The sequence below is a fragment of the Gulbenkiania mobilis genome (genome assembly GCA_004346645.1).
GTDB lineage: Bacteria > Pseudomonadota > Gammaproteobacteria > Burkholderiales > Chromobacteriaceae > Gulbenkiania > Gulbenkiania mobilis.
In genome coordinates this window covers 1-16,037 of sequence record SMDA01000006.1, presented here as the reverse complement: position 1 = coordinate 16,037, position 16,037 = coordinate 1, and the positions used below count along the sequence as shown (strand labels likewise).

15 protein-coding genes are annotated in these 16,037 nt (G+C 62.8%); 8 read left to right on the top strand and 7 right to left on the bottom strand.

Annotation, left to right across the window (positions count from 1 at the left end):
* Positions 1 to 228 precede the first annotated feature (228 nt).
* The 6 genes from EV669_RS09925 (at position 229) to EV669_RS09900 (ending at position 5,923) form a co-directional block, all read left to right on the top strand.
* Entirely contained in the window at positions 229 to 774 is a 546-nt protein-coding gene (locus tag EV669_RS09925) for a TRAP transporter small permease subunit (protein ID WP_318271428.1), read from the top strand.
* Positions 771 to 2,249 carry a TRAP transporter large permease gene (locus tag EV669_RS09920; protein WP_132098581.1) on the top strand — a complete coding sequence of 493 codons (1,479 nt, stop codon included), beginning with the start codon at positions 771 to 773 and terminating at the stop codon, positions 2,247 to 2,249. Before EV669_RS09925 ends, EV669_RS09920 begins: the two co-directional genes overlap by 4 nt.
* A 59-nt stretch (positions 2,250 to 2,308) precedes the next feature.
* Positions 2,309 to 3,394 (top strand): TRAP transporter substrate-binding protein, encoded by a 1,086-nt coding sequence (locus EV669_RS09915; RefSeq protein ID WP_054286024.1) that lies wholly within the window; start codon positions 2,309 to 2,311, stop codon positions 3,392 to 3,394.
* 114 nt (positions 3,395 to 3,508) lie between these two features.
* Complete coding sequence (locus EV669_RS09910; protein WP_132098580.1) at positions 3,509 to 3,808, top strand: hypothetical protein; 300 nt, start codon at positions 3,509 to 3,511, stop codon at positions 3,806 to 3,808.
* Between the two features lie 79 nt (positions 3,809 to 3,887).
* Positions 3,888 to 5,060, top strand: a complete 1,173-nt coding sequence (locus tag EV669_RS09905) for a methyltransferase (RefSeq protein WP_132098579.1) — start codon at positions 3,888 to 3,890, stop codon at positions 5,058 to 5,060.
* A gap of 83 nt (positions 5,061 to 5,143) precedes the next feature.
* Positions 5,144 to 5,923 carry a substrate-binding periplasmic protein gene (locus tag EV669_RS09900; protein WP_132098578.1) on the top strand — a complete coding sequence of 260 codons (780 nt, stop codon included), beginning with the start codon at positions 5,144 to 5,146 and terminating at the stop codon, positions 5,921 to 5,923.
* Between the two features lie 13 nt (positions 5,924 to 5,936).
* On the opposite strand, the gene crcB is transcribed toward EV669_RS09900, so the two are convergent.
* The 5 genes from crcB to EV669_RS09875 all read right to left on the bottom strand — a co-directional run bounded on the left by crcB (position 5,937) and on the right by EV669_RS09875 (position 11,072).
* A complete protein-coding gene (gene crcB, locus EV669_RS09895; protein WP_132098577.1) occupies positions 5,937 to 6,314 on the bottom strand; it encodes a fluoride efflux transporter CrcB in 378 nt (125 codons plus the stop codon).
* 131 nt (positions 6,315 to 6,445) lie between these two features.
* Positions 6,446 to 7,408 (bottom strand): ABC transporter permease, encoded by a 963-nt coding sequence (locus EV669_RS09890; protein WP_132098576.1) that lies wholly within the window; start codon positions 7,406 to 7,408, stop codon positions 6,446 to 6,448.
* Between the two features lie 2 nt (positions 7,409 to 7,410).
* Positions 7,411 to 8,511, bottom strand: a complete 1,101-nt coding sequence (locus EV669_RS09885) for an ABC transporter permease (protein WP_054286019.1) — start codon at positions 8,509 to 8,511, stop codon at positions 7,411 to 7,413.
* Positions 8,508 to 10,034, bottom strand: a complete 1,527-nt coding sequence (locus EV669_RS09880) for an ABC transporter ATP-binding protein (RefSeq protein ID WP_054286018.1) — start codon at positions 10,032 to 10,034, stop codon at positions 8,508 to 8,510. Before EV669_RS09880 ends, EV669_RS09885 begins: the two co-directional genes overlap by 4 nt.
* A gap of 33 nt (positions 10,035 to 10,067) precedes the next feature.
* On the bottom strand, positions 10,068 to 11,072 hold the full coding sequence (locus EV669_RS09875) for a BMP family lipoprotein (RefSeq protein WP_054286060.1): 1,005 nt from the start codon (positions 11,070 to 11,072) through the stop codon (positions 10,068 to 10,070).
* 391 nt (positions 11,073 to 11,463) lie between these two features.
* Between EV669_RS09875 and EV669_RS09870 the strand changes: the two genes are divergently transcribed.
* Positions 11,464 to 12,168 carry a pseudouridine synthase gene (locus tag EV669_RS09870; RefSeq protein WP_318271412.1) on the top strand — a complete coding sequence of 235 codons (705 nt, stop codon included), beginning with the start codon at positions 11,464 to 11,466 and terminating at the stop codon, positions 12,166 to 12,168.
* Between the two features lie 92 nt (positions 12,169 to 12,260).
* Positions 12,261 to 13,109: a 23S rRNA (adenine(2030)-N(6))-methyltransferase RlmJ gene (locus tag EV669_RS09865; RefSeq protein ID WP_132098575.1), complete on the top strand. Its 849-nt coding sequence runs from the start codon at positions 12,261 to 12,263 to the stop codon at positions 13,107 to 13,109.
* A 103-nt stretch (positions 13,110 to 13,212) separates the two neighbouring features.
* On the opposite strand, the gene cysN is transcribed toward EV669_RS09865, so the two are convergent.
* Entirely contained in the window at positions 13,213 to 14,646 is a 1,434-nt protein-coding gene (gene cysN, locus EV669_RS09860; protein ID WP_132098574.1) for a sulfate adenylyltransferase subunit CysN, read from the bottom strand.
* 39 nt (positions 14,647 to 14,685) lie between these two features.
* Entirely contained in the window at positions 14,686 to 15,612 is a 927-nt protein-coding gene (cysD, locus tag EV669_RS09855) for a sulfate adenylyltransferase subunit CysD (protein WP_132098573.1), read from the bottom strand.
* Positions 15,613 to 16,037: the final 425 nt, after the last annotated feature.

The window sequence follows — 16,037 nt, the reverse complement described above, 5'->3', positions numbered from 1 at the left end:
AGAAACCGGATGCCCTACAGTCTAGCACGGCACCGACGCTGCGGGCGCCACCATTCCCCAAAGGGCAAAAAACGCCCCGAAATCGAGGGTTTTCCCCTATTTCCTCCTGCCTTCTCAAACACATGCTGCTGTGTTTAGATGATTTGGCCGAAGTCTTCGGCCAACGCTCTAAGGGCACCCGTCAGAGGCGCCCGTATAGAACTACAAAGGAGATACACCGTGCAGTGGATGCTCGCCTTGTCGCGTCTGATCGACGCGGTCAACGCGATCATCGGTCGATCCGTGTCCTGGATCGTGCTGGTGGTCGTGCTGATCAGTGCCGGAAACGCCATCGTCCGCAAGCTGTTCAACTACAGTTCGAACGGTCTGCTTGAAATCCAGTGGTACCTCTTCTCTGCGCTTTTCCTCCTGGCCGCCGCCTACACTCTCCAGCGTAACGAACACATCCGCATCGACCTGATCACCAGCCGTCTGTCACGCCGCGCGCAAGCAGTGATCGATATCTTGGGCACACTGCTCTTCCTCTTTCCTCTGTGTGCCCTCTTGGTGTATTTCAGCTGGCCGATCTTTGTGGATGCGTGGACGACGCAGGAAATGTCGTCCGATGCAGGCGGTCTGGTTCGCTGGCCCGCGCTGCTGCTGGTGCCGGTCGGATTTGCGCTGCTGTGGCTGCAGGGCCTTTCCGAAGTCATCAAGCGACTGGCCTTCCTGGCTGGCGCCGGTCCAGACCCACTGGAGAAGGCGCCCGAGCATCATAGGGAGGAGCCGGTATGAGCTTCGAAATGATGGCGCCGATCATGTTCGGCACGCTGATCGTCTTTCTGCTGATCGGCTACCCGGTAGCCTTTTCGCTGGCGGCGGTGGGGATGCTGTTCAGCTGGATCGGCATCCACTACGACCTGTTGCGTCCGGAGCTGCTGCAAGCCCTGCCGCGTCAGGTGTTCGACATCATGCGCAATGACACGCTACTGGCGATCCCCTTCTTTACCTTCATGGGGCTGATCCTGGAGCGGTCGGGCATGGCCGAGGACATGCTCGACACTATCGGTCAGCTGTTCGGCCGCCTGCGTGGCGGGCTGGCCTATGCGGTGATCTTCGTGGGCGCGCTCTTGGCCGCCACGACCGGCGTGGTGGCCGCATCGGTGATTTCGATGGGGCTGATCTCGCTGCCGATCATGCTGCGCTACGGATACAACAAGCAGCTGGCCACCGGCGTGATCGCTGCCTCGGGCACCCTGGCCCAGATCATCCCGCCGTCGCTGGTGCTGATCGTCCTGGCGGACCAGATGGGCACTTCGGTGGGCGACATGTACGCCGGGGCCATGGTGCCTGGCCTGCTGCTGTGCGGCTTCTACGTGCTGTACGTGCTGCTGGTCACGCTGGTGAGGCCACACTGGGCGCCAGCCCTGCCGCCCGAGGCCCGCACACTGCGGGGGCTGGCCCTGCTGCGCCGGGTGGTATTCGTGATGATCCCACCCTTGCTGCTGATCTTCCTGGTGCTGGGCACGATTTTCCTGGGGATCGCCACTCCGACCGAAGGCGGCGCCATGGGCGCGGTAGGCGCTCTGATTCTGGCGCTCATCAATCGACGACTGCGGCTGGACCTGTTGCGCCAGGCGATGGAATCCACCCTCAAGCTGTCGACCTTCGTGGTGTTCATCCTGATCGGCGCACGAGTGTTCCGCATCGCCTTCCTGGGTGTGGATGGCGACAAGTGGGTGGAACATCTGTTGACCTCGCTGCCCGGCGGGGCCACTGGCTTCCTGATCGTGGTGAACCTGCTGGTGTTCTTCCTTGCCTTCTTCCTCGACTTCTTCGAGATCGCCTTCATCCTGGTGCCATTGCTGGCCCCGGTGGCGCAGAGCCTGGGCATCGATCTGGTCTGGTTCGGGGTGATTCTGGCCGTCAACATGCAAACCTCGTTCATGCACCCACCGTTCGGCTTCGCCCTGTTCTACCTGCGCAGTGTGGCGCCCAAAGGCATCCGCAGCAGCGATATCTACTGGGGAGCAGTGCCATTTCTGGTGATACAAGTCCTGATGGTGGGACTGCTGATCGCCATGCCCGGCATCGTCACCCACTTCCTTACCCACGAGACGGTAACCACCCAGGACAATGCGGCCGCCATTCTAGAGCAGTTCCAGGCCCCTGCAGCGCCCGAGGCATCGGGTACCTCGCCAGACAGCAGTCCGGCGCCCTCCGGCAGTGACGAAAGCAGCGACCTGCTCAAGCAAATGACGGGCGGCTGACCCCGCCCGATAACAGCGAAGGCCCACCTTCGGCCAACACAACGACAAAGGAGATCAACATGCAAAGACGCTCGTTCCTGAAGAAAGCCGGAGCCCTGGGGCTGGCCGGCGCCACCGTGGCGGCACCGGCACTGGCAGCCGATGGCCCTACCCTACGTTGGCGCATGGCCTCCAGCTTTCCCAAGAGCCTAGACACCATTTATGGCGCTGCAGAAACGCTGGCCCGGCGCGTAAGCGAGCTGACCGGCGGCAAGTTCCAGATCCGGGTGTTCCCGGGCGGAGAGATCGTGCCGGGCACCCAGGTGCTGGACGCAGTACAGAACGGCACCGTGGAATGCGGACACACCTGCAGCTACTACTACGTGGGCAAGAACAAGGCATTCGCCTTCGACACCTCCATGCCCTTTGGCCTGACTGCGCGCCAGCAGAATGCCTGGATCTATCAGGGCGGTGGCATGAAGCTGCTGCGCGACCTTTTCGCCGGTTACAACATCGTCAACTTCCCCGGGGGCAACACCGGCACGCAGATGGGAGGCTGGTTCCGTCGCGAGGTGAAGAATCTGGCCGACCTGAAGGGGCTGAAGATGCGCATCCCTGGCCTGGGCGGGGAGATCATGTCCCGGCTAGGCGTGGTGCCGCAGACGCTTGCAGGCGGGGACATCTATCCGGCGCTGGAGAAGGGCACCATCGACGCCACCGAATGGGTGGGGCCCTATGACGACGAGAAGCTGGGCTTCTACAAGGTAGCCAAGCACTACTATTACCCCGGCTTCTGGGAGCCGGGCCCGACGGTATCCTTTTATGTCAGCGCCAAGGAGTGGGCCAAGCTGCCGCCCGCCTACAAGGCGGCGTTCGAAGTGGCGGCCGCCGAAGCCAACGCGATCATGCTGGCCCAGTACGACGCCCGTAACCCTCAGGCACTGGTGAGCCTGCTGCAAAAGGGTGTCAAGCTGCACCGCTACCCCACCGACGTACTGCAGGCGGCTCAGAAAGTGGCTTTCGAGCTCTACGAGGAAGAGTCCTCCAAGAACCCGGCCTTCAAGAAGATCTACACCGAGTGGAAGAAATTCCGCACCCTCGCGCACGGGTGGTCTGGCCTGGCCGAATCGGCAATGGAAACCTTCATGTACACCAACCGCAAGTAGTGTTTTCGGCTGGATATGCCATGGGAACCGCGCCTTGAGCGCGGTTTTTGCTATGGAATGAACCGCCGGGGGGCTCAGCCCTGCGTAGCGATCGTCCATCCACCGGAGGTTCCGATGAAAAAGCTGATTCTGCTGCTGTGGCCGTCCTTCCTCTGTGCGGTATTGGCCAGCCTGCTGTTCTATTCGATTTTCGACCCCTACGCCCTACGGCTGCAGGGCACGCAGTTGTTCCACAGCCAGCTTGAGGCGTACGCCTGTTTCATCCTGGCGGCCTGGTCCTTTGGCAGTGCCACCATTTGGTTTGCGCTCCTCCTGCAAAGGCCGCGTGGCGCAGTCCACGGCTTTGGCCCCCTCCCGGCGCGGCCGGTGCAGCGGGCCCGCCTGCGCGCGCGGCGCATGTACGACCTGGCCTGACAGCGAGCCGGGGGTGGGTAAGGGCCTCGCCAGCGCGTGGGCTTTGCCCTAAGCTTGCGGGTTTTCCTGCCCGCCAGCCATGGACCTCTTAGCCCACTTCCACGCGCTAGACGCCTTCCTTGAGGGCACCCAGCCGCTCTGGTCGCCCGTTCCGTACCGGCACGCGACCCCGGCGTGGCTGCAGAACCGTGCAGACATTGCTCACAGTCTGCTTGCTCTGGACGACAACAGCCTGGCCCGACTCCAGGAAGACCCTGCCGTGCTGGAGGCACTGGTCGCCAGCTGGGTGCCCGGTCTGGGCGAAGCGTTGGCGCTATCCCGCTTTCCAGAATGGCCTCGACTGCGCCAGCCGACGCAGCCCGAACGGCTGGACCGCTTTGTACCGGGGCGCAAGTGGCAGCAGGTGGAAGCGCTGGTGGCTTCCCTGCCCGAGGTTTCGCTGCCCCGTGTGGAATGGTGCGCCGGCAAAGGTCACCTAGGCCGGCTGATGAGTGCGCAGTGGCCCCAACATCCGGTCACCAGCCTGGAACGGGACGCCCAACTGGTGGCGGCAGGACAGGCGGCAAGCAGGGCCTTCGGGCTGGCACAGCATTTCGTACAGGCGGATGTGCTCGCCCTGCCAGACTCTCGCCTGCTCTCGGGCCGGCATGTGGTCGCCCTGCACGCCTGCGGTGACCTGCATCAGCATCTGGTGCTGCAGGCCCATGCTCTCGATATCGCCGCGCTGGACCTCGTGCCGTGCTGTTATCACCTCACCAATCGCCCCCGCTACCAGAGTTTGCTGGGCAGACTGTACCTGGACCGGGACGGCTTGCGGCTGCCTTTGACGGAAACCGTAACCGCGCGCGGCTATGACCGGCGACAGCGGCTTCAGGAAGCCGTGTGGCGGCTGGGGTTCGATGCCCTGCTGCAGGTCGTGACCGGCTGCACTATCTATCAGCCGCAGCCCCCCATTCCCAAGGCCTGGCTGCGGGGCAGCTTCGAAGACTTTTGCCGGGCAATGGCCGAACGCGCCGGCATCAAGCTGCCTTCTTCGGCCAACCTTGCCGATGCCGAAGCCCGCGGTCAGGCCCGACATGCCCGCACAGAGCGACTGTCACTGCTGCGGCTGGCCTTTCGCGCGCCGCTGGAGGCTTGGCTGGTGCTGGACAAGGCGCTCCGGCTGGAGGCACAGGGCTATGAAGTGGCCGTCGGCCGTTTCTGTGCCCGTGCGCTGACGCCCCGTAACCTGCTGGTTCACGCACGGCGCTAGAGCGGACTTCCACGCCGGCTTGTCAGTCGGGACTGCCATCGATAATGTGAAGCGTTCCTTACATCACTGAAAGGACGCGGGGCATGAAAGCAGCTTCGGGCCTGCACCGGCCCCGTTGGATGGTCTGGCTGGCATGCAGCCTGATCGCAGGCCACGTAGGGGCGGCGCCCCCGCTATGGGCGGTGACCGAGGACCGCCCGCCGGACAACTACCGGGACCCGGCGGGACGCCCAGCGGGTGCCCATGTGGAAACGCTGCGCCTTGCGCTGGCGCGCAGCGGTCTGACGGCCGATATTCTTCTTTTCCCATGGGCCCGCAGTTACACCTTGGCCCAGACCCGCCCCAACACGCTGATCTTCAGCCTGGCCCGGCTGCCCGAGCGCGAACGTCGCTTCATCTGGGTAGCGGAACTCAAGCGTCAGCAGGCCTACTTCTACCGCGCGCCCTTTCCGATGCCGTTCCAACCGCGCACGCTCGCGGCCATCCGGGATTGCTGCCGGGTGTGTGTGGTCAATCAGGATGCCACCGAGACCGTGTTGCGCCGCCATGGCTTCCGCAATGGTCAGCAGTTGGTCAGCGTCAATAGCGTGCACGACTGCCTCCGGCTCGTGGGGGACGGTTCGGTCAACTTTTTCGTGACCAGCCCGGCACTGCTCGACACCGAGGCAGCCCACACGCTTCATGGACGCCTGCATTTCGAACAGGTGCTGCCACTGGGAGAGCCCAACCGACTTTACCTGGCCGCCCATCCGCAGACGGATCCGGTCATCGTGGAGAAGCTGCGCGCGACGCTGGAGACGATGCAGATGAGCGGCGAAATCGAACGCATCCGTCAGCGCTACCAGTCCTCTGCTGCACCCTAAGGTACTGTGCCGACTAGCGCCCCCACCACCAGTGTCCGGTGGCGAAACCGGCAAACGTCAGCGCCAAGGCGCCGGCCAGATGCGTGGTGCAGGCCACGGCGGCCATGCCGAGTCGGCCTTGCTGGATCAGGCTGACCACCTCCATGGAAAAGGTAGAGAAGGTGGTCAGCCCGCCCAGAAAACCTGTGGCAATGAACAGCCGGTACTCGGCGGGTAGCGCCGGCGAGTGCGCTATGTAGGCCATGAACAGCCCGGCCAGATAGCCGCCCAGGCAGTTGGCCAGAAGCGTCCCCGGCGGCAGCAGGGGGAAAAGTCGGTTGAAACCGAGGCTCAGGCCCCAGCGTAAGAGCGCCCCCAGCGAGGCCCCGGCACAGATGGCAAAAACAGGCATGGCCTTTTCCTGGACAAAAAACGAAGGTTGGCCGAAGCCGGCAGGTCTGGCAAGCGCCTTTCGGGCAGGCCACGGCACCATGCAAAACGCCACCCGGAGGTGGCGTTGATAAACGCTGACGGGCTTCCCCCTCAGCGCGACTTAACGAAGGGGATGCCGATCGACTTGGGGGCGACCGCCCGGCCAACGAAGCCCGCCAGGAGGAACACCGTCAGCGCATAGGGCAGCACCTGGATGAACTGGGACGGAATCTGCCCCACCACGGGGAGATCTACCCCTTCCAGGCGGATCTGGATTGCGTCGGCGAAGGCGAACAGCAGGCAGCCGATCACCGCCGGCACCGGGCGCCACTTGCCGAAGATCAGCGCCGCCAGCGCCAGGAAACCCTTGCCTGCCGTCATCTCCTTGATGAACGCCCCAGTCTGGTAGACCGACAGGAAGGTGCCCGCCAATCCGCAAAGCACGCCACCCCAGAAGAGCGCGATGTAGCGCACGCGCGCCACCGAAACGCCGGCCGTGTCGGCAGCATGGGGGTTTTCACCCACGGCGCGCAGACGCAGGCCGAAGCGGCTGCGGTACACGAACCAGGTCACCACCGGGATGATGGCGATGGTCATGTATACCAGGATCGAATGCCCCGATAGCAGCTGGCTGTACACCGGCCCCAGCACTGGCACCTCGCGCACGCTGTCGGCGAACGGCAGCGCGATTTCGGAGAAGCGGCTGTCCGGCTCCAGCTGGGGGGTGTTCCCCCCTTGCTGGAACCAGGCCAGCGCCAGTACCGGCGTGATCCCTGAGGCGATGATGTTGATCGACATGCCGGAGATCAGCTGGTTGCCGTTGTAGGTGACGGAGACAAAGCCGTGCAACATGGCGAAGGCTACCGACACCGCGATGCCGGCCAGCAGGCCGATCCAGGGCGAATGGAAGGCAAAGGCCGCAGCCGCCGAGGCAAAGGCCGCCAGCAGCATCTTGCCTTCCAGGCTGATGTCGACGATGCCAGAACGTTCGGAGAAAAGCCCTGCCAGCGCCGCCAGCACCAAGGGGGTGGCGACGCGGATGGTGGAGTCGAGCAGACTGATGAACTGTTCCATGGTCAGTCCTTGCGTTTGAACAGCGGGGCGATGAAGGGCTCGAACAGGTTTTCGAGCGCGCCGCAGAACAGAATGATCAGGCCCTGGATGAGCAGGATCATTTCGCGGGTGATCACCGGCTTCTCGAAGGAAAGCTCCAGCCCGCCTTGGGTAAGCGCACCGAACAGCAGGGCCGAGAGCACGATACCAACCGGATGGTTGCGTCCCATCAATGCCACAGCAATGCCCACGAAGCCCACGCCGTTGGTAAAGGACACGTTCATGCGGTGGGTGGAGCCCATCAGTTCGTTGACGGCTGACAGGCCCGCCAGCGCGCCGGAGAAGCACATGGCCACGATGATGACGGTGCTCACGCTCATGCCGGCGTAGGTGGCGGCCTTTTCGTTTACCCCCACAGTGCGCAGCTCGAAGCCCCAGCGGCTGTGCCACACCACCAGGTAGAACACCACACTGGCGACGATGGCCAGGATGAACGAGGCGTTCAGCGGCGTGGAAGGCAGGTCGAAGCCCAGCACGGCCGCCATGTCGTGCATGGCAGGCATCCAGGCCGCCTGACCGAACTCGCGCGTGGTCGGGTTCTGCGAGCCCGGCTCGATCAAGTGGTGGCTCAGCAGGTACAACATCACCGAATACGAGATGAAGTTGAACATGATGGTGGTGACCACGATGTGGCTGCCACGCCGTGCCTGCAGCCAGCCCGGGACGAAGGCCCAGGCCGCGCCGAAGGCCATGGCTGCCAGGATGGCCAGCGGCATCAGCACCGGCGCCGGCAGCGTATGGTCGAAGGCCAATACCGTCAGCGTGACGCCCAGGCCGGCAATGTAGGCCTGCCCTTCTCCGCCGATGTTGAAGAGCCCGGCATGAAAGGCCGTGGCCACCGCCAGACCGGTGAAGATGAAGCTGGTGGTGTAGAACAGCGTATAGCCGATGCCCTCCCCATAGCCGAAGGCCCCGCTGACCAGCAGCTTGAGGCACTCCCACGGGTCTTCACCGATCATCCAGGTCACCAGCGCGGTTACCAGCAGGGCCGCGGCCAGGTTCAACACCGGCAGGATGGTGAGCGAAGCCCAGCGGGGCAAGGTGGACGGTTGTCCGAACTTCAATGTTTGTGCCCTCCCATGAGCAGACCCAGCTCCTTGGCGGTGGCGTCCTTGCCAGCCACCTCACCGGTGATCTGTCCGCCGGCCATTACCAGTATGCGGTCGGACAGGGCCATGATTTCCTCCAGTTCCACCGAAACGAGCAGGATGGCCTTGCCCTGGTCGCGCAGCTCCACCAAACGCTTATGGATGAACTCGATGGCGCCGATGTCTACACCGCGCGTGGGCTGGCCCACCAGCAGCAGGTCGGGGTCGGCATGGATTTCGCGGGCCAGTACCACCTTCTGCTGGTTGCCGCCGGACATCAGGCCCACCCGCAGGAGCGGGTTGGCGGGCCGGATATCGAACTGTTCGATGAAATCGCGGGTGCGCTCGATCAGGGTGCGCCGCGCATAGAGCGGCCCCTTGCGTACCGTTTTCTCGCGGTGGTAGCCCAGGATGGCGTTCTCGAAGGCGGAGAATGCCTTCACCAGCCCCTCGCGCGAGCGGTCTTCAGGCACATGGCCGATACCCTTCTCGCGCCATAATGCAGGACGGGGACGGCGGCTGCGGGTGCCGGTGAGGGTTTCCCCCTTGTAGACGATCTCGCCACAGGAGGGGGTCTGCATCCCGGCCAGCACCTCCAGAAGTTCGGACTGACCATTGCCCGCAACGCCGGCAATGCCGACGATCTCGCCGGCACGCACTTCGAAGTTGAGATTATCCAGAAGCTTCACGCCGCGTGCGTCGGTCAGGCCCAGGCCGCGCACAGTCACCACTGGCGCGCCCGGCTCACGATGCGCCTTGTCCACGCGCAACGATACCTTTCGGCCAACCATCAGGTCAGCCAACGTTTCCTTGTCGACGTCGGTGGTGGCCACATTGCCTACCACCTCGCCGCCACGCATCACGGTGACGGCATCGGTGATGTCCATCACTTCACGCAGCTTGTGGGTAATCAGGATCACCGTCTTGCCCTGCTCCTTCAGCGCCCGGAGGATGCGGAACAGATGGTCGGCCTCTTGGGGGGTGAGCACTGCGGTCGGTTCGTCCAGGATCAGCACGTCGGCCCCGCGATACAGCGCCTTGAGGATTTCCACCCGCTGCTGCAGGCCCACCCCCAGTTCGCCCACCACTGCGTCCGGATCCACCTCCAGCGCATATTCACGGTTCAGGGCCTTGAGATGGTCGCGGGCACGGGCCAGCCCGTCCTTGAGGAGCAGACCGCCCTCGGCGCCGAGCACGATGTTCTCGAGCACGGTGAAGGTGTCCACCAGCATGAAGTGCTGGTGGACCATGCCGATCCCGAGGGCGATCGCCTCATGGCTGTTACGGATGCGGGTTTCCCGGCCGCCGACGTGGATGCTGCCGGCATCGGCCTGGTAATACCCGTACAGAATGCTCATCAGCGTGGACTTCCCCGCGCCGTTTTCCCCGATGATGCCGTGGATACTGCCCTTGGCAATCTTCATCGAAACATTGCGGTTGGCCTGCACGGCGCCGAAGCGCTTGCTGATGCCGACAAGCTCGATCGCATAATCAGTCATGCGTGATGGACCCTCGGTTCGGCAGACGACGGCTTACTGCACCGGGCAGCTGTTGGCCGTGCGGTAGTCGACGACCTTGATCTTGCCGTTGATGATGTCGGTCTTGGCAGCGGAGATCTTTTTCTCCATGTCGGCCGAGATCAGCTTGCGGTTGTTGGCGTCAAGTGCCCAGTCCACGCCGCCTTCCTTCAGGCCCATCACCTTGACCTCGGCCTTCCAGGTGCCGTTCATGCCGGACTTGAAGGTATCGTAGACAGCGTTGTCGACACGCTTGACCATCGAGGTGAGCACTGAGCCGGGGTGCAGGTGGTTCTGGTTGCTGTCCACGCCGATGGAGTACTTGCCCGCGGACTTGGCGGCCTGCAGCACACCCAGACCGGTACCACCGGCAGCGGCAAACACCACGTCGACGCCACGGTCAAACTGGCTCTTGGCCAGTTCGGTACCGCGCGCCGGGTCGTTGAAGGCCTGCGGGGTGGTGCCGGTCATGTTCTGAATAACCTGCACGTTCTTGTTGGCGAAGCGGGCGCCCTGCACGTAACCGCAACCGAAGGCGCGGATCAGCGGCACGTCCATGCCACCGATATAGCCGACCTTGGCGGTCTTGGAAGCCATCGCGGCAGCCATGCCCACGAGGAAGGAGCCTTCCTGTTCCTTGAACACGATGCTCTGCACGTTCGGACCCTTGGCCACGGCATCGATCAGCGTGAACTTGACCTTCGGAAACTCCTTGGCCACGGTCTCGACCGCCTGGGTGAAGGAGAAGCCCACCGCTACGACCAAATCGGCATCTTTGCGGGCCATGTTGCGCAGCAGCTGTTCCTTCTGGGCTTCGGACGCGATCTGGCCCTCGCGGTAGTTGATCTTGAATTCCTTCTTGAAGCGCTCTGCGCCGTTGTAGGCGGCCTCGTTGAAGCTCTTGTCGAACTTGCCAGCCTGGTCGTAGACGACGGCCGGGGTGAAATCCTTGGCAAACGCGGAAGTCGCCAGGAGCGCCGCAGTTACCGCAAAGCTGACCTGTTTCAGTTGGATCTTCATGTAAGTCTCGTGTCGTGTGATGAAGGAAAAGACACCTGCCGCCGGCAAGGTGCTGTCACGAAAGTCCGCTAGGTGCTTGGCCGTGGCAACTTGCGCCCCGTCCGCGTGTGCGCCGGTTGCGCCCTGATTTTCCGGTTTGCTGCTGCAGCCAAACGGCATCATACGCCTGTCTTCGCCAGCAGGGAGGCATGAACGCTTTCGCCCTGAAAACCAAACGGTCGACTGAAGCCGACCGTTAGAGCGGCGGCGATTTTAATGATACGGTAAAACCCTGTAAACAATTTCGGCAGGGGTGGGCAGCCGGTGTCGCATGGCCGACGGTTGAAGGCGAAAAAACGCACATGCGCGCACGGCCGCCTGCGGCGATAATGCAGGCTTTGCCCCTTTGCCCATGATGCTGCCCGTACTCTATCAGGACCACCATCTGGTGGCGGTACACAAGCCCTCCGGGCTCCTCGTGCACCGCAGCCCCATCGACCGTCACGAGACCCGCTTTGCCTTGCAGATGGTACGAGACCAGTTGGGTCAGACGGTCTATGCGGCCCACCGGCTGGACAAGGGCACTTCTGGCGTGCTGGTCTTCGGACTTACTCCGGAGGCGGGCCGTGCCCTCTCGCAGACCTTCGAAACCCAGCAGGCCCGGAAGACCTATCTGGCGATCGTGCGCGGCCATCCCTTGGGCGAAGGCCGGATCGACCATGCGCTGAGCCGGCAGCACGATGACCATGACCCGGGTGCTGGACGTGTGCCGACTGCTCCACAGCCCGCCCTTACTCTTTACCGGCGCCTTGCCATCGCCGAGATGCCGTGGACGGTGGATGGCCGCTACCCGACCACTCGCTATGCCCTGATGGCCCTGCATCCCGAGACCGGCCGCCGGCACCAGCTGCGCCGGCACATGAAGCACATCGCCCATCCGATCATTGGGGATGCCACACACGGCAAGGGCGTGCACAACCGGGTGTTCGCCCGTGAAACGGGGGTGCAGCGTCTGCTGCTGGCGGCGGTGGAACTGGCCCTGCCCCATCCGGTGACCGGTGCGCCTCTGGTGCTGACGGCACCGTTGGCCGAAGATTTCATGCAGGCCGCCACCTGACTGGGCTGGCAGGAGGCAGTACCGGCAAGCTGGCGTCCCCAGCTGCCGGCTGGGTCGGGTACAATCGCCGCCTTCGATCCGGAAACACCGTCATGCTGAGTTACCGTCATGCCTTTCACGCTGGCAATCACGCCGACGTGCTGAAACACTTCGTCGAAATCGAACTGCTGCGCTACCTGGGTCAGAAAGGTACGCCTTTCTGGTACCTGGACACGCATGCCGGTGCCGGCGTGTATGCACTGACCGAAGGCTATGCTGCGCGAAATGCGGAACACGAGACCGGCATCGCCCGTTTGTGGGACCGCAGCGACCTGCCGCCAACCCTACAGCCCTACCTGGAAACGGTGCGCGCCCTCAACCCGGACGGAAGGCTACGGCTGTATCCTGGCTCGCCCTGGTGTGCGGCGCATGTGATGGATAGCAGTAACAAGCTGCGCCTTTTCGAACTGCACCCCACCGACCATCAGATCCTGGCCGAGAATTTCGCCGAGGCCGGCCGGCGTGTGCAGATCCGCAGGGAGGATGGTTTCGAAGGGATCAAGGCCTTGCTGCCCCCGCCTCCGCGCCGCGCACTCACCCTGATCGACCCGCCTTATGAGGACAAGCGGGACTATCAGCACGTGGTCTCCGCACTCAAGGAAGCGCTCAAACGCTTTGCCACGGGCGTGTACGCCATCTGGTACCCGCGACTGCAGCGTGTCGAGGCGCGCACCTTGCCCGAAAACCTGAAGAAACTGCCCGCAAAGAACTGGCTGCATGTGGCGGTGGACGTAGCCACCCCGTCTACAGACGGCTTCGGCATGCACGGCAGCGGCATGTTCATCCTCAACGCGCCCTGGACACTGCCGGGTGTGCTGCAGGAAACGCTTCCCTGGCTGACGGCCGCCCTGGCCACCGACGACCGGGCCCGTTTCATCCTGGAGACAGGGGGCGATCTGTAGAACAGAGCAGCCCGGGGCCGCATCGCAGTCTCGGCTGCAATGCAGAGGGGCTGCGCCCTGACCGGAGCAGCCCCTCTGCATTTCATCTGCCACAGCTACCTGCCTACAGCAGCCGGGAAATGTCCTTTGCCTCCCAATGCGGAAAGTACTTGCGCACCAGGGTGTTCAGTTCCACTTCGAAGGCTTTCAGCCGGGCCAATTCGTTGCCTTCGGCCAACCCGGCCTCCCCGGCGAGTGGGGCGACGATCATGCCGGCACCGGCAGTGGCATTGCTTAGTCGGTCGATGACGATGAAGCTGCCGGTGGCCCGGCAGTCGGCATAGGCATCGAACACCACCGGCGCATTCAGGTGGACCTCGACCAAGGCGATCTCATTGAGTGCCAGGGCATCGGAGGCTTCCTTTTCCAGGGAATTCACGTTTACCCGGTGGCGGATAGCACTGACACGGCCGGTCACCGCCTTGCCGGCCAACTTGAAGCCATATTCACGCCCCGGCTCAAGGGGAGCGTCGTTCATCCACACCACATGGGCCTCGAAGGCCTGGGCCACATGCGGCGCTGCTTCATCCGTGCGGACCAGCATGTCGCCACGTGAGACATCGATTTCGTCTTCCAGGGTCAGGGTAATGGCCTGCCCGGCAAAGGCATGCGCTAGGCTGCCCTCAAAGGTGACGATCTCGCGCACTCGGCTGGTCCGTCCCGATGGCAGAGCGCGGATGGCATCGCCGGGCCGGATCTCACCGGCTGCAACCGTACCGCAGAAACCACGAAAATCGAGGTTGGGGCGGTTGACGTACTGCACCGGCAGGCGGAAGGCAGGCAGGCGCACGTCATGGCCGAGTTCGACGGACTCCAGAAGGCCCATCAGTGTGGGCCCCTCATACCATGGCATGCGATCGCTCCGGCTGACCACGTTGTCTCCGCGCAAGGCGGACAGCGGTACGAAGCGGATATCGGGAATGTCCAGCTGAGCGGCAAAGGCGAGGTACTCGTCGCGGATGCGATCGAAGACCGCCTGGTCGAACGTCACCAGGTCCATCTTGTTGATGGCCACCACCACATGCTTGATGCCCAGCAGGCTGACGATGTAGCTGTGCCGGCGGGTCTGCGTCTGTACGCCGTAGCGGGCATCGATCAGGATCACCGCCAGGTTGCTGGTGGAAGCACCGGTGGCCATATTGCGGGTGTACTGTTCATGGCCCGGGCAGTCGGCAATGATGAACTTGCGCTTCTCGGTACTGAAGTAGCGGTAAGCCACGTCGATGGTGATGCCCTGCTCGCGCTCGGCCTGCAGGCCATCGACCAGCAGCGCCAGGTCCACGTTTTCGTCGGTGGTGTTGTACTTTCGGGAGTCGCGTTCGATTGCTGCCAGCTGGTCTTCAAAGATCAGCTTGGAGTCATGCAGCAGACGGCCGATCAGGGTGGACTTGCCGTCATCGACGTTGCCGCAGGTGATGAAGCGCAGCAGGTCCTTGTTCTCGTGCTGCCGCAGGTAGCCGAGGATGTCGCTTGCGATCAGGTCGGATTGGTGTGCCATCGTCAGGTCCGGTTTATATGCATGTTCGGTGGGGGCGACTCAGAAATAGCCTTCCATCTTCTTCTTTTCCATCGAGCCGGCCGAATCGTGGTCAATGACCCGGCCCTGGCGCTCGCTGGTGCGGGTGAGCAGCATTTCCTGAATCACCTCCGGCAGCGTCGTCGCCGACGACTCCACCGCGCCGGTCAGCGGATAGCAGCCCAGCGTACGGAAGCGCACCTTCCTATGCTGGATACGGGCTTTGTCTTCCTCGGAAAGGTACTGCAGGATGCGCTCGTCGTCGATCATGATCAGCGTGCCGTCGCGCTCGATCACCGGCCGCTCTGCAGCGAAATAGAGCGGCACGATCTCGATGTTCTCGAGGAAGATGTATTGCCAGATGTCCAGTTCGGTCCAGTTGGACAGCGGAAACACGCGGATGCTTTCACCCTTGTCGATCCGGCTGTTGTAGATGTTCCAGAGTTCGGGGCGCTGGTTCTTCGGGTCCCAGCGGTGGTTGCGGTCACGGAAGGAGTACACCCGCTCTTTGGCGCGCGATTTTTCCTCATCCCGGCGGGCCCCGCCAAATGCAGCATCGAAGCCATGCTTGTTAAGCGCCTGCTTGAGTGACTGCGTTTTCATCACGTCCGTGTGTTTGGCACTTCCCGCCGTGAAGGGGTTGATCCCCGCTTTCACCCCTTCCTCGTTCACGTGCACGATCAGGTCCCAGCCATATTCGCGCGCCTGCTTGTCTCGCAGCGCGATCATTTCCCGGAACTTCCAGGTCGTGTCCACATGCATCAAGGGGAATGGCGGGCGACCGGGGTGAAAGGCCTTCTGGGCCAGGTGCAGCATCACGGCAGAGTCCTTGCCGATGGAATACAGCATCACCGGGTTCTCGAATTCGGCAGCCACTTCCCGGATGATGTGGATCGATTCGGCTTCGAGTTGCTTCAGATGGGTAAGGCGGTCTTGGCTCAGGTTCATGGCAGGGCATCCGAAAGGTTGGCCGAACACGGCCGGCGGCATGACGTGACTCTACCGAAAGGGCGCAGGCCGCTTCAAAACCGATTGGATATATCCTTATGCAATCAATGTCTCACCTTTTATCGCTTGAAGAAATAAGAACAGCGGTAATCCCACCCCGCCTACCTCCAAAGAGCTAGACCCCTTCCTCCTTTGAGCGGGCTCTCACCTGCAAGCTACACCCTTAAGATGCTGTTAGACTTTTGGGCGGCGCGAATCTTGCTGCCCAAAGGCTTGCATTTACGGAGCAAAAAATGAGCACTCACCGCGTGTATAAGTCCCATGAATTCATGCAGCCAGCCGAGAAAGAACCAATACGGTCTGTTGTTGTTGAATCTTCGCATTCAGTTATCGTGGCTTGGCATGTGGAGCCCGGCCATACTATT

Bases quoted from the DNA above. Each gene is read 5' to 3' on its own strand.
- EV669_RS09925 (WP_318271428.1), top strand. From the start codon at position 229: ATGCTCGCCTTGTCGCGTCTGATCGACGCGGTCAACGCGATCATCGGT.
- EV669_RS09920 (WP_132098581.1), top strand. From the start codon at position 771: ATGAGCTTCGAAATGATGGCGCCGATCATGTTCGGCACGCTGATCGTC.
- EV669_RS09915 (WP_054286024.1), top strand. From the start codon at position 2,309: ATGCAAAGACGCTCGTTCCTGAAGAAAGCCGGAGCCCTGGGGCTGGCC.
- EV669_RS09910 (WP_132098580.1), top strand. From the start codon at position 3,509: ATGAAAAAGCTGATTCTGCTGCTGTGGCCGTCCTTCCTCTGTGCGGTA.
- EV669_RS09905 (WP_132098579.1), top strand. From the start codon at position 3,888: ATGGACCTCTTAGCCCACTTCCACGCGCTAGACGCCTTCCTTGAGGGC.
- EV669_RS09900 (WP_132098578.1), top strand. From the start codon at position 5,144: ATGAAAGCAGCTTCGGGCCTGCACCGGCCCCGTTGGATGGTCTGGCTG.
- crcB (WP_132098577.1), bottom strand. From the start codon at position 6,314: ATGCCTGTTTTTGCCATCTGTGCCGGGGCCTCGCTGGGGGCGCTCTTA.
- EV669_RS09890 (WP_132098576.1), bottom strand. From the start codon at position 7,408: ATGGAACAGTTCATCAGTCTGCTCGACTCCACCATCCGCGTCGCCACC.
- EV669_RS09880 (WP_054286018.1), bottom strand. From the start codon at position 10,034: ATGACTGATTATGCGATCGAGCTTGTCGGCATCAGCAAGCGCTTCGGC.
- EV669_RS09875 (WP_054286060.1), bottom strand. From the start codon at position 11,072: ATGAAGATCCAACTGAAACAGGTCAGCTTTGCGGTAACTGCGGCGCTC.
- EV669_RS09870 (WP_318271412.1), top strand. From the start codon at position 11,464: ATGATGCTGCCCGTACTCTATCAGGACCACCATCTGGTGGCGGTACAC.
- EV669_RS09865 (WP_132098575.1), top strand. From the start codon at position 12,261: ATGCTGAGTTACCGTCATGCCTTTCACGCTGGCAATCACGCCGACGTG.
- cysN (WP_132098574.1), bottom strand. From the start codon at position 14,646: ATGGCACACCAATCCGACCTGATCGCAAGCGACATCCTCGGCTACCTG.
- cysD (WP_132098573.1), bottom strand. From the start codon at position 15,612: ATGAACCTGAGCCAAGACCGCCTTACCCATCTGAAGCAACTCGAAGCC.